This window comes from Nitrosophilus kaiyonis (assembly GCF_027943725.1).
GTDB lineage: Bacteria > Campylobacterota > Campylobacteria > Campylobacterales > Nitratiruptoraceae > Nitrosophilus_A > Nitrosophilus_A kaiyonis.
In genome coordinates this window covers 1126908-1140683 of the sequence record NZ_AP025696.1, presented here as the reverse complement: position 1 = coordinate 1140683, position 13776 = coordinate 1126908, and the positions used below count along the sequence as shown (strand labels likewise).

The 13776-nt window shown below is 30.0% G+C and carries 9 protein-coding genes and 4 tRNA genes; 5 read left to right on the top strand and 8 right to left on the bottom strand.

What is annotated here, in order from left to right; translation table 11 throughout:
- Nucleotides 1–144 precede the first annotated feature (144 nt).
- From QML81_RS06040 to ileS, 5 genes are all read right to left on the bottom strand, one after another.
- A complete protein-coding gene (locus QML81_RS06040; protein WP_281950518.1) occupies nucleotides 145–1410 on the bottom strand; it encodes an O-acetylhomoserine aminocarboxypropyltransferase/cysteine synthase family protein in 1266 nt (421 codons plus the stop codon).
- A 3-nt stretch (nucleotides 1411–1413) separates the two neighbouring features.
- Nucleotides 1414–2643 (bottom strand): aminotransferase class I/II-fold pyridoxal phosphate-dependent enzyme, encoded by a 1230-nt coding sequence (locus QML81_RS06035; protein ID WP_281950517.1) that lies wholly within the window; start codon nucleotides 2641–2643, stop codon nucleotides 1414–1416.
- A gap of 120 nt (nucleotides 2644–2763) precedes the next feature.
- The gene (gene guaB, locus QML81_RS06030; protein WP_281950516.1) at nucleotides 2764–4209 is read right to left on the bottom strand and encodes an IMP dehydrogenase; all 1446 of its coding nucleotides are present in this window, start codon (nucleotides 4207–4209) and stop codon (nucleotides 2764–2766) included.
- Between the two features lie 41 nt (nucleotides 4210–4250).
- On the bottom strand, nucleotides 4251–5585 hold the full coding sequence (gene gatA / locus QML81_RS06025) for an Asp-tRNA(Asn)/Glu-tRNA(Gln) amidotransferase subunit GatA (protein ID WP_281950515.1): 1335 nt from the start codon (nucleotides 5583–5585) through the stop codon (nucleotides 4251–4253).
- A gap of 99 nt (nucleotides 5586–5684) precedes the next feature.
- The gene (gene ileS / locus QML81_RS06020) at nucleotides 5685–8435 is read right to left on the bottom strand and encodes an isoleucine--tRNA ligase (protein ID WP_281950514.1); all 2751 of its coding nucleotides are present in this window, start codon (nucleotides 8433–8435) and stop codon (nucleotides 5685–5687) included.
- A 233-nt stretch (nucleotides 8436–8668) separates the two neighbouring features.
- Between ileS and QML81_RS06015 the strand changes: the two genes are divergently transcribed.
- From QML81_RS06015 to QML81_RS05995, 5 genes are all read left to right on the top strand, one after another.
- Nucleotides 8669–9757 (top strand): CinA family protein, encoded by a 1089-nt coding sequence (locus QML81_RS06015; protein ID WP_281950513.1) that lies wholly within the window; start codon nucleotides 8669–8671, stop codon nucleotides 9755–9757.
- A gap of 98 nt (nucleotides 9758–9855) precedes the next feature.
- Nucleotides 9856–9931: transfer RNA gene (locus QML81_RS06010), tRNA-Lys, on the top strand.
- Between the two features lie 52 nt (nucleotides 9932–9983).
- Nucleotides 9984–10059: transfer RNA gene (locus tag QML81_RS06005), tRNA-Glu, on the top strand.
- Between the two features lie 6 nt (nucleotides 10060–10065).
- Nucleotides 10066–10141: transfer RNA gene (locus QML81_RS06000), tRNA-Val, on the top strand.
- A gap of 10 nt (nucleotides 10142–10151) precedes the next feature.
- Nucleotides 10152–10228: transfer RNA gene (locus QML81_RS05995), tRNA-Asp, on the top strand.
- Between the two features lie 16 nt (nucleotides 10229–10244).
- On the opposite strand, the gene QML81_RS05990 is transcribed toward QML81_RS05995, so the two are convergent.
- The 3 genes from QML81_RS05990 to QML81_RS05980 are packed head-to-tail and all read right to left on the bottom strand — an operon-like array spanning nucleotide 10245 to nucleotide 13730.
- Nucleotides 10245–12749 carry a bifunctional diguanylate cyclase/phosphodiesterase gene (locus tag QML81_RS05990; protein WP_281950512.1) on the bottom strand — a complete coding sequence of 835 codons (2505 nt, stop codon included), beginning with the start codon at nucleotides 12747–12749 and terminating at the stop codon, nucleotides 10245–10247.
- Nucleotides 12750–12753: 4 nt separating this feature from the next.
- Nucleotides 12754–13323: a YigZ family protein gene (locus tag QML81_RS05985; protein WP_281950511.1), complete on the bottom strand. Its 570-nt coding sequence runs from the start codon at nucleotides 13321–13323 to the stop codon at nucleotides 12754–12756.
- Nucleotides 13320–13730 (bottom strand): NUDIX domain-containing protein, encoded by a 411-nt coding sequence (locus tag QML81_RS05980; RefSeq protein WP_281950510.1) that lies wholly within the window; start codon nucleotides 13728–13730, stop codon nucleotides 13320–13322. The genes QML81_RS05985 and QML81_RS05980 overlap by 4 nt, the downstream gene beginning before the upstream one ends.
- Between the last annotated feature and the right edge of the window lie 46 nt (nucleotides 13731–13776).

Genomic DNA, 13776 nt, shown 5'->3' with positions numbered 1-13776 from the left:
TAGTAATAAAGAGATAAAATGGCATATTGGTTATTGGTGTATTGGTAATTGGTATATATAGACACCATATATTTAATTTTTACCAATAACTAATAACCAATATACCAATAACTATTTTTTTACTTTCTAATTCAAGCTGCTTTTTTAACATTTACCCAAAGCAGATTTTAAATCCTCTATCAAATCTTCTACAGCTTCAAGTCCAATACTAAGCCTTATCAATCCTTCACTAACACCAGCTGCAATTAACTCTTCATGGCTTAATTGTTGATGAGTTGTTGAAGCTGGGTGGGTTATAATTGATTTGCTATCTCCTATATTTACAACTCTACTAAAAATTTTTACACTATCTGCAATTTTTTTAGCCTCTTCAAAACTTTCTACTTCAAAGCTCAAAAGCCCACTTGCACCACCTTTTAGATATTTTTTTGCATTTTCATAATTTTTATCACCTTCTAATAGTGGATAATTAACTTTTTTTACTTTTGGATGATTTTTTAGCCATTTAGCAATAGTCAAAGCACTTTGACTATGCTGTTTTATTCTAAGGCTTAAATGCTCCAATCCTTGAATAAATAGCCAACTATTAAAAGGACTTGGAGCACTTCCCATATCTCTTAGAAGAGACAATCTTGCTCTCAAAACAAATGGCGGAAAAGGTGTATCAATATAAATTAGACCATGATAGCTTGCATCTGGTTCATTAAACATTTTATATCTTGGATTTTCTTTTATCTTCTCTTTTGCAAATTCAGCCTCAACAATAATTCCACCAAGAGCAAGACCTTGACCAGTAGTATATTTACTTGTACTATGAACAACTATATCAACACCATACTCTATAGGATTGCATAAAATTGGAGTTGCAACAGTATTATCAACAACTGTTAATATATTATGTTTATTTGCAATTTTTACTATTTTTTCAAAATCCGGCACATCTATGCTTGGATTTGTAATGCTTTCAAAAAATATCAATTTTGTATTTTTATCAATAAGTTCTTCAATTTTTTCAGGACTGTGAACATCAAACATTCTTGCTTCAATACCAAGCCTTTTTAATGTATGAGTAAAAAGCGTTACAGTCCCACCATATAACTGATTTGCTGCAATAATATTATCACCGCTTTCACAAACATTTAAAACAGAATAATTAATTGCTGCCATTCCACTTGATGTGGCAAGCGCAGCCACACCACCCTCTAAAGCTGCAAATCTTTTTTCAAAAACATCTGTTGTTGGGTTTCCTATTCTAGTATAAATATTTCCTATCTCTTTCAAGGCAAATAGATTAGCGGCATGTTCAACACTATCAAAAGCGTATGCAGTTGTCATATAGATTGGTACTGCCATTGTTTTTTGTTCATCTTTTGTATAACCTGCATGAAGTGCAATCGTCTCTTTTTTCATTGTTTATCCTTTTGCTGCTTTTAAAAAATCTTCAATTAAAATTTGTGGATCTTCAAGTCCAACAGATATTCTAACAAGTCCCTCAGTTATTTTCAAAAACTTTTTATCATTTTTTGAAAAATCTCTATAAATGGTACTATTCATATGAAGAGCTAATGTTCTACTATCTCCAAGATTTGCTGTAAGAAAAAGTAGTTTTGAGTTTTTTAAAAAATTAAAAGCTTTATCTTTTGTTTCAAAATCTATAGAAAATACTCCTCCTACACCATTTGGAAAATATTTTTCATATCTTTGATGATAATTACTATTTTTTAATTGAGGATGTGAAATTTTAAAACCATTTTCATAAAGAGTTTCTACTAAATATTTAGTACTCTCATTTACTCTTTGAATTCTAAGAGGCAATGTTTGCAATCCTAAAATTGTTAAATAGCTATTAAATGCACTTTCACTCATACCAAAATCTCTCATTGCTCTTTTTTTCAAAGCATACAATAAAGCATTTTTTCCTTTTTTCTCATAAATATTTTTTAAAAAATCAAATCTTTCAAAAAGTTTATCATTGCTATCAATTTCTCTATAAACAACAGCACCGCCAAGGGCCTGAGAATGCCCACTTATTATTTTTGTAGTTGAATAGATTATTAAATCTGCTCCAAAATCAAAAGGATTAAATAAAAGTGGTGTTAATGTGTTATCTACAATAAATAAAATTTTATTTTTTTTGCAAATTTTTTCAATTTTTAAAAAATCTGCAATATCTAAATTTGGATTTGAAACACTTTCAGTAAATATAATTTTTGTATTTTCTGTAATAAATTTTTCTATATCTTCATCTGCATCTATAAATTTTACATCTATTCCAAATCTTTTAATTGTTTCACTAAAAAAAGAGTATGTTCCTCCAAAAAGCCCGCCAATACTTATAATTTCATCTCCACTTTTTAAAAAACTCATAATAGCTAGTGATATTGCACCCATACCACTTGAAGTGACAACACTTCCTGCACCTTTATCTATATAACTTATCAAATTTTCAAGTTTTGAGTTTGTTGGATTTGCTATTCTAGAATATAAAGGCCTGTTTATCTCTCCCGAAAATATCTTTTCTGCACTTTCTGGATTACCATATGAAAAAGCAGCAGAGTTTATTATAGGTGGAGATAATGGACCATCTTTATCGGCACTTTGTTGTACTATAAAAGTTTGAAACTCTTCAAATAGTTTTTTCATAATTTTTCTTTTATTAATTTTTTTTATAAATCAATGGAGGTTAAATATAACAAATTATTATTTATAGGAGTATTAAATTTTAAGAAGAGATAATTATTTAAAGTATAAACCCAAAAGGGTTTATACATGATAGTTTGGAGCCTCTTTTGTAATAGTTACATCATGAACATGAGACTCTTTTAATCCTGCACTTGTTATTTCAACAAATTCAGCTCTTTCTTGAAATGCTTTTATATCTTTTGCGCCTACATATCCCATTGAGCTTCTAAGACCACCTATCAATTGATGAACAACATTTGAAATTTTTCCACGATATGGAACCATACCTTCAATTCCTTCAGGAACTAATTTATCAGCAGCTGTTCCCTCTTGAAAATATCTATCTGTACTTCCTTTTGTCATAGCACCAATGCTTCCCATTCCACGATATGTTTTATACTGTCTTCCTTGATACATTATAACTTCACCAGGACTCTCTTCTGTTCCAGCAAGCAGACTTCCTATCATAACTGAGCTTGCTCCAACAGCTAAAGCTTTTGCTACATCACCTGAATATTTTATACCACCATCTGCAATTATTGGAACATCATACTCAGCTGCCACCTGTGCACACTCATCAATTGCACTAATTTGAGGAACTCCAACTCCAGCAACAATTCTTGTAGTACATATACTGCCAGGTCCTATTCCAACTTTTACACCATCTGCTCCAGCTTCAATTAAATCAGCAGTGGCTTCAGCTGTAGCAACATTTCCAGCAATAACATCAACAACAAGCTCATCTTTTATCGCTTTTAAAGTATCAATAATGCCTTGAGAATGTCCATGAGCACTATCTAAAACCAAAACATCAACACCTGCTTCAACTAAAGCTTTAGCTCTATCTAATTGGTTAACTCCAATTGCAGCACCAACTCTAAGCCTTCCATAATCATCTTTATTTGCATTAGGATACTCTATCTTCTTTTTAATATCTTTTATTGTAATAAGTCCTTTTAGATATCCTTCATCATCAACTATTGGAAGCTTTTCGATTTTATGTTTATGCATAATCTCTGTTGCCTCTTCTAAAGTTGTTCCAGGTTTTGCCGTAATTAGAGGCATTTTTGTCATTACTTCGCCAACTTTTTTAGAGTAATCCTTTTCAAATCTTAAATCTCTATTTGTTAAAATTCCAAGCAGTTTTTTATGTTCATCTACCACAGGAACACCACTGATTTTATATTCGCTCATTAGTCTCTCAGCATCTTGTAATGTAGCATCTGGATGTACGTAAATTGGATCAATTATAATTCCGCTTTCACTCTTTTTAACTCTTTTTATCTCTAAAACTTGAGACTCAATATCCATATTTTTATGAATTATTCCAATACCTCCAAGTCTTGCCATAGCAATAGCAGCTCTATGTTCTGTAACTGTATCCATAGCAGCTGAAACTAAAGGAATATTTAATGTTACATTTCTTGTAAGTCTTGTTGAAATATCTACCTCTTTTGGAAGAACATTTGAATGCTTAGGAACCAAAAGCACATCTTCAAATGTTAAAGCTCTTTTTCTTATTCTCATTTTTTCTCCTCTTTTATTCTACTTATCACTCTCTAACTCTTTTACTTCAATGCTCTTTCCAGACTCAAAGCTCCGTCAAAAACTGTCTGCTCATCAAAATGCTTTCCTATTAACTGAAGCCCTACTGGCAACCCTTCACTCTCATCAACTGGTAAACTAATTGCTGGAAGCCCTGCAAGATTTACACCAATTGTATAAACATCACTTAAATACATCTCAAGAGGTGTCTTTTTACTTCCAAATTTAAAGGCAATATCTGGAGCCACAGGACTCAAAATCAAATCAACATCTTCAAAAACTTTTTTGTATTCATCTTTTATTAAATGTCTAACTTTTTGGGCTTTAATATAGTAAGCATCATAATATCCGCTACTTAAAACAAATGTTCCAAGTAAAATTCTTCTTTTAACCTCTTCGCCAAAACCCTCACTTCTAGTTTTAGAATACATCTCTTTTAAATTTTTAGCCTCTGCTCTATATCCATATCTAACACCATCATATCTGCTTAAATTTGTACTTGCTTCAGCCATTGCAGTAATATAATAAGCGGCAATATCATATTTTGCATCCATTAAATTAACTTCAACTATCTCATGACCCTCTTTTTTTAATGCTTCAATTGCCTTTTCATAAGCTTTTTGAATAGAGTTACTTGCATCTTTTATGTAATTTGGAACAACACCTATTTTAAGTTTTCTGTCTGGATTTAAGTTTGTTGATACTTTTTTATATTCTATATTTGCACTTGTACTATCTTTTTCATCATATCCAGAAATAATATCATATAAAATTGCCGCATCTTCAACATTTTGTGTTATTGGACCAATTTGGTCTAAACTACTTCCATATGCAGCAAGACCATATCTGCTTACTCTTCCATATGTCGGCTTCATACCAACACATCCACAAAATGCTGCTGGCTGTCTGATACTTCCTCCCGTATCGCTACCAAGAGCAGCAATTGCAATACCAGCTGCAACAACTGCTGCACTTCCACCACTGCTTCCACCAGGAACTCTAGTAAAATCTTTTGGATTAATAGTCTTACCATAACAGCTACTCTCAGTAGAACTTCCCATAGCAAATTCATCCATATTTGTTCTACCAAATGGACTAAGACCTGCATTTAGAATTTTATTAATTACTGTAGCATTATATGGAGCAATATAACCTTTTAAAATTTTGCTCGCACATGTTATCTCCCAGCCGTCTACTTGAATATTATCTTTTATAGCTATAGGAATTCCCTTACCATAATCTTTAACATCAATATAAGCATTTAACTCTTTTTTTTCATCTATTTTTTTTAAAAGATCTTTTTTAAAATCCTCTATCTCTTCATTTTTTAATTTTAAAGCCTCTTTTAGGGTAATCAATTTTTCCTCCTCAAATTATTAACAAAAAAAATACCAATTACTGTTATAATAACAAAAAAAGCTATCGCATAAAAAATTGCTTCAATTGGTACAGGTTTACTAAGATCCATTTAAAACCTTTTGGCATCTCTCACAAAGTGCACCTTCTTCTTTAGCTTTATATTTCCAACATCTTGGACATTTATAAAGTTTTGCTCTTTTTATAATAAATTTATCTTTTTCAACTTCAAACTCACCAAGCTCTTGGGTATCTATCTTTTCAAATACCCCACTTACAATAAACCAATCCTCTCTCTCAGTCTCATCTATATCTAAAACAATATTTGAATCTGTTTCTAAAACAAGCTCTAGTGAGCTTTTTATTACTTTTTCTTTTTTTAAGTTATCAACAATCTCATTAAATTTTCTTCTTGCTTCTAACATATACTCTTCATTAAAATCACTCTCAATACTTTCAAGTTTTTTATGCTCAAAATCAAAAATATCTTCATTTTCACCTTTTAAAATTTCTGGAGCATGTTCAACTATCTCATCTGCTGTATATGTTAAAACTGGTGCAATTAATGTAAGAAGCGATCTTGCTATTAATGCCATAGCACTTTGGCTAGCACGTCTATGAGGATCATTTAAAGCATCACAATAGAGTCTATCTTTACAAACATCAAGATATATTCCACTAAATTCATTTACAATAAAATGGTTTAAAATATTAAAGCCTTTTGAAAATTCATAATTTTTAAAATTCTCTTCTACCTCATCTAAAATTTTTTTTGCTTTTTGTAAAATCCATCTATCTAAAATTTTAAATTGAGTATTAATCTCTTCTAAATCATTTATATTTGCAAGCATAAATCTAAAAGTATTTCTAAGTTTTCTATACTGTTCAGCAATCTGTTTTAAAATATTTTCGCTTATTTTTAAATCACTCTTATATTCACTCATTGCAACCCAAAGTCTAAGTATCTCAACACCAAACTTTTTAGCAACATCTTGAGGAGCAACAACATTTCCTTTGGATTTGCTCATCTTCTCACCCTTTTCATCAACTGTAAATCCATGAGTGAGAATTGATTTAAATGGAGCTTTATGTTCTATTGCTGAGCTAACAAGAAGGGAACTTTGAAACCAACCTCTATGCTGATCGCTTCCTTCAAGATAAAGATCAGCTGGATAATTTCCAGCATCATATCTTTTGCTTTTTAAAACTGCATACCAAGTTGATCCACTATCAAACCAAACATCTAAGATATCATTTACTTTTTTTAAATCATCTGGGTTTAAACCACTTCCTGGATATAAAAGATCTTTTATATCCATACTATACCAGGCATCTGCACCAAACTTTTCAAAAATCATAGCAATATAGTTTAAAACTTTTTCATCTAAGATAACTTCACCAGTTTTTTTATTTCTAAAAAATGCTATTGGAACTCCCCAATCTCTTTGTCTTGAAATACACCAATCTGGTCTGTTTTCTACCATACTTTTTAATCTATTTCTTCCCCACTCTGGATAAAAATTTGTCTTTTCAATCTCACTTAAAGCAATCTCTCTTAAACTCTTCTCTTCACCATCTGGATTTTTATCAACTGCTATAAACCACTGCTTAGTTGCTCTAAAAATAACTGGCTTATGTGTTCTCCAGCAGTGAGGATAAGAGTGCTTAATATCCTCTTTTAATAAAAGGGCATCTCCTAAAAGCTCTATTATTTTATCATTTGCATCAAATACATTAACCCCAACAAACTCTTTAGGATTTGGAAGAAGTTTTTCTCTTACAACAGTCTCATCAAATCTTCCCTCATCATCTACAGGCATAATAATTGGAAGATTATATTTTAATCCTATCTTATAGTCATCCTCACCATGCCCAGGAGCTGTATGCACAGCACCAGATCCTGTATCCATAGTTACATGCTCGCCTAGAATAATTTTTGAATCTCTGTTATTTAAAGGATTAATTGCATGGGTATTTTCTAAAATTTTTGGATCGATCTCTTTTTTAATTTCACCTTTTACAACACCCTTGTCTTTTAATGTTTCATAAAGCTTTTTCGCAACAATTTTTTTATCAGATGTTAAAACATATTTCTCTTCTGGATTTATGGCAACAGCAACATTTGCAGGCAGAGTCCATGGAGTAGTTGTCCATATGACTATATAAGCCTCATTCTCACCTATTTTTTCTAAAGCATCATCTTTTAACTTAAATGCTACATAAATTGATGGAGATACTTTATCCTCATACTCTACTTCTGCTTCAGCTAAAGCTGTTTTAGCTGCCCAACTCCAATAAACTGGCTTATTTCTCTCTACCAAAAGCCCTTTTTTTGCAATATTACATAAAGTTCTATAAATATTTGCCTCAAATACAAAATCCATAGTCAAATATGGCTTATCCCAATCTGCAACTACACCTAAAGATTTAAACTCATCTTTTTGAATATCAACAAATTTTTTTGCATGCTCACGACACAATTCTCTTATTTTTGTTTTTGGAAGAGTCTCTTTCTTTTTGGTTCCAAGTTTTTTTTCAATTTGTTGCTCAATAGGAAGACCATGGCAATCCCATCCAGGAGTAAATCTTATAGCATATCCACTAAAATAGTTAAATTTTACAATCATATCTTTTAAAATTTTATTGAGCGCATGACCTATATGAATATGACCATTTGCATATGGAGGGCCATCATGAAGAGTAAATAAAGCTCTTCCTTCTCTATTTTTTATCATTTTTTTATAAACATCTTTTTCAAACCAGTTTTTATATCTTTTTGGCTCATTTTGTGGTAGATTTCCTCTCATAGGAAAAGTAGTTTTTGGCAAAAGAAGAGTATCTTTATAATCCATATATTTCCTTTTAAAAAAGTTGAGTGGTTAAAAAAGTTGAGTGGTTGAGTGGTTAAAAAAATTGAATTGTTGAGTGGTTAAAATTATTAAGTTTTTTACCCACTTACCCACTCATCAACTCAACTACCCAACCTTTTTAACTATAAAAAGCAACTTTATTTTACAAAAAATGTAATTAAGAAGTGCTGAGATTTGGATATAATTAAAAATGCTAAAAGATTTAAAGGATAGCTATGAAAAACATATTGATAATAGTAGGAAAAGATATAAAAATAAATGAACCTTTTATAGAGTATTTAAAAAGAGAGGCTTGTAAAAAAGTTGGAAAAATTGATGCTCATATAAATATAAGCGAAAATGATAAAAATCTTTTTTTAGAAATAAGCGAAAATTTTAAAAAATATGATAATTTATTAATTGCAACATCTCAAACCTCTTTTGCAACTGTTAGTAAAATAGTTGCAACTCTGTTTGATGATATATTAATTGCAAAGGATGATATTTTAGTTCCTTCAAAATCTTCTAAATATGAAAAAAATAGCTTTTTAATTAGTGAAAATGAAAAAAATGTAAATGTTATAAAAATAAAAGAGATTGATAAGTTACCTTCAATTTTTTTAGAAACCAAATTTGAATATGCAGTGTTAAACATTTTTAATATAGACATAAATGAAGCAAAAGATAAACTTTCAAATCTAGCAAATACTTATGATATAAATCTTACTTTTACATATCTTACAAAAGAGTGGATAAAAGTTGTTGCAATAAATTCAAAATTTGGTGATCTTGCTATGTTTGTTCAAAATGCAAAACTTTTACTCCCGGAAAATATTGTAGTAGCAGAAAATATTTTTGAATACCTAATAGAGAGATTAAGTGCTATTCATAAAACAGTAACTTTTGCAGAAAGTTGCACTGGAGGTCTTCTTGCTTCAATGCTTACAAAAGTACCTGGAAGCTCATCAATTTTCAAAGGCTCACTTGTTACATATGCAAATGAAATAAAAAGCTCTTGGCTAGGTGTTAAGCCAGAAATTTTAAATGAATTTGGTGCTGTAAGCAAAGAGACAGTTACTGGAATGTTAAAAGGTGCATTAAAGGTTAGCGAAAGTGATTTTGCTATGGCAATAAGCGGAATAGCTGGACCTGGTGGAGCTACTCCTACTAAACCTGTTGGGACAGTTGTAATTGGAGCAAAAAGTAATGAAAAAGAGATTATTAAAACAATGCATTTTGAAGGAGATAGAAACTATATCCAATATCAAGCTGCAATGTATGCAGTAAAACTTCTTTTTGATATTGCAAAAAATGAGCTTTTTTAAAATTTTTGATTTTTTTTAAAAAAAGTATTGACAAATGAAATTTTTTTGCTTATAATTTCACTCACATTTGCAAACGAAAGCGCCTAAAAAGCGCCTTTGACCCGTTAGCTCAGCTGGTAGAGCATCTCCCTTTTAAGGAGAGGGCCGTTGGTTCGAATCCAACACGGGTCACCACTCAAGCCTTTAGCTAAGATTAATATTTTAGCTAAAGGCTTTTTTAGACTATGACCCCTTCATCTAGTGGCCAAGGATGCCACCCTTTCACGGTGGTCACAGGGGTTCAAATCCCCTAGGGGTCGCCACATTGAGGTCGCTTAGCTCAGTTGGTAGAGCGCTTGCCTTACAAGCAAGTGGTCAGTGGTTCGAGTCCACTAGCGACCACCATAAATCTCCTGGAGCCGTAGTTCAGCTGGTTAGAATGCCGGCCTGTCACGCCGGAGGTCGCGGGTTCGAGTCCCGTCGGCTCCGCCACTTTTAACAATCTTTTTTATAAAATCTTTTCAAACTCATTAAATCTCATTGGCCTTTTATATAGATAACCTTGACCAGAATAACTTTTACTTTTTATTAAAAACTCTTCTTGTTCTTTTGTTTCAATCCCTTCTGCAACAACATTTAAATTTAATGCATCTGCCAAAGCAAGTATTGTTTCTACGATAACTATATCGTTTTTCTCATAAGGAATCTCAGAAATAAAACTTTTATCAATTTTTAGCGAGGTTATAGGTAAAGTTTTTAAATAATTTAAAGAAGAGTATCCTGTCCCAAAATCATCAATAGAGATATCTATTCCTAAATCTTTTAGCTTTTTTAATGTTTTTACACATTTATCAATATTTTTTACTAATGATGTTTCTGTAACTTCTATACTTATATATTTAGGAGAGATCTGATATTTTTTTGAAAACTCCTCTATTTTTTTAACAAATCGATCATTTAAAATATTTTTGACAGAAAAATTGATATTTATTTTTGGAAGATTTTTCTTTTTCATTTTTAAAATATTTAAATCATTGAAAACTTTTTCAAGCACTTTTTCAGTTATATTATCTATATACCCCTCTTGTTCTGCAAACTCTATAAATTGTTCTGGGTAAATGATGCCTTTTTTAGGATGTTTCCATCTAATAAGAGCTTCTGCACCAATAATTTTTTTATTTAAAATATTATAAATTGGCTGATAATATACAACAAATTGATTATTTTTTATTGCTTCTCTTAAATCATTTTCAAGCTTTATTATATCAACTCTATTTTTTGTCATATATTCATTATAAAATTTAAACCTATTTCCACCTTTAAGTTTTGCCTGATACATAGCTATATCTGCATTTTTAATAAGATCTTGAACATCAATCCCGTCATTAGGATAAAGAGACACTCCAACACTTGTACCTAAAGTAAAAGTTTTATTTTTAATATTTATTGGTTTCTTACAAAAATCAATAATACTATTTATAGTTTTTATAACTTTTTCAAAATGGTGATTATCTATTTTTATAAGCATAATAAATTCATCACCACCAAATCTTGCAATAAAAGCTTCATTTTTGAATGCAATCTCTTTTAACTCTTTTCCTACTTTTTTTAGAATTTCATCACCATAAAAATGGCCTAATGTATCATTAATATTTTTAAATTTATCAAGATCTATATAAAGAACTGCTAATTTTTTCCCTTTTTCTTTGCAAAATTTAATATCTTTTATTATCTTTTCATTTAGATATCTTCTATTTGGAAGATTGGTTAATTGATCATAATATGCAAGTTCTTCTAATTCTTTGCTTCTTGTCTCTATCATTCTAAATAGCCCCTGGGTTATTAAATTAAATATATTAAAATCTGGAATCTCTATATGAAAATTTTTCTCTTTGCAATCATTTTTCTCTCCTTCGCTTAATGCAATTATGCTGGTGCTAAAATTTAGATTTATACATTGAGAGTCTGTAGCAAAAAATTCACCAAGAGTTAAAAAACCAGAAACTGGAGCATATCTGTTAATAGCTTGCATCTCATGATTTATAACCTCTTGTGGTAGATAAAGTTTTCTTCCTAAACAGTAATAATTAAATATTACTTCTGGTTTACCTATTTTTTCACAAAAATTTTTAGAAAAATTCTTTTGATTAATGATTGAATATGGATTGGCATATGCTAGATATATTTTATCCCCAACTTTTATCTCACCAGCTAAAACAAACTTTTCATCTTTTACATCAATAATTCCTCTTGGTATAAAATCTTCACCTCTTTTAATAATAAAACTAAATGCAGAGCCAACACCTGGAATATGATCTGCAACCTCTTTTCCCAAATAGTGCTCAAAAATTTTTTTTGGCGATTTTCCATCAATTGCAATAAGATTTTTGCCATCTGCTGAAGTAACAGTAAACTCTTTTCCAAAATGCTCCCAGCCAAGAAGATAATCATTATAAAATTTAAGATTTTCACCAAAAAATTCTGCAGCGACTACTCCATTATATAAAATTTGCGTATCATAAATAACAAAGGTATTTTTAAAACTTTTTGTTGATGCAATACCGCCTGCGATATGAATATTATCTCTTACAGCTTTTATCCCATCTAAATATAGGTCACCATTTATTGACTTAGATTCTGAAAATGTTATGAGAATTTCTGTTTTTGAAGATAATTTTTTTGCAATACTCTTACCTATTTCATAAGAGTTTAGATTTTTATCATTTTCTAAAAAAATATTTACTTCACTTTTTTCAAAACCTATTATAGAAAACAAAATACCATTATCTTCAATCTTATTATTAATAAATTCACTACAAGAAGTCCCTATAATTTTCGCTTTTGGTATAAATGATTTTAATTTATTTAAATAAAGCTGTAAAAAATCTTTATCTTCAACTGCAGAAAATACTTGCACAAGTACTGATTTATAATTTTTAAACTCTTCTATTTCATAAAAATCTAATATAGATATATTATCATTTCTTTTAACTACTAAATTTTTAACTTTCATTCATCTACTTTTGAATAAAATTTTTGATATTTTTTTCAAACAGATGTTCTTTTTTATTCTCTATTTGAACTATAACTTCAATATTATCGGATAAAAACTCTTTTTTTACAAATTTTGCATCAAATTTTTTTAAAAAATACTCAAATTTTGAAAAATCTTTGTAATTTATAGAAAATGATATATTTTTATACTCTTTATATATACCAAACTCTGCTTTTGATAAAGCAAGAGTTGCCGATTTTGTATAAGCTTTAACCAATCCATTTACTCCAAGTTTTATCCCACCAAAATATCGTACTGTTATGATTGCACTATTTATAATATTTTGCTTTTTTAGTATATGCAATGTTGGTTTTCCTGCACTACCCTTTGGCTCACCATCATCACTTTGATTTTCAATAATTTGATTTTTATCTAAATATCTATAAGCCCAAACAATATGGTTTGCTTTTGGATGCTCTTTTTGAAGTTCGTTTAAAAATTTCTCAAATTTTTCAAAATTAATAATATAAGAGATAAATTTTGATTTTTTCTCTTCATATTTTACAGATGCTTCTTTTAATAATATTCTCATAATTTTTCCAGAAAATCTTTTAATATTTTTGCATGATCAAAAACCATTAAATCATATTCAATCTCTTCTAATTTATAAATATAGGCCTCTTTTGCATCATCTCCACCTTTTGGTATGCCTTTTGCATTGCAAATAAATACACATGAAGCTGTATGAAACCTCGGATCTCTTTTTGGATCACTATATACTCCTAACAGTCTTTCTATTGTAACATCTAAAGAGGTTTCTTCTTTCATCTCTCTTATCAATGCCTCTTCTACTCTTTCGCCAACTTCTACAAAGCCTCCTGGAAGAGCCAAGCCTATAGGAGGATTTTTCCTTTTTATAAGAACAATTCCTTTAAATTTATCTTCCTCAAAAATCTTAATAATTCCATCAACTGTTAAAAAAGGGGTTTTTATATTCATAAATTTCTCCAAAATGATTAAATTACAAATAATTTTAGTTTAAATG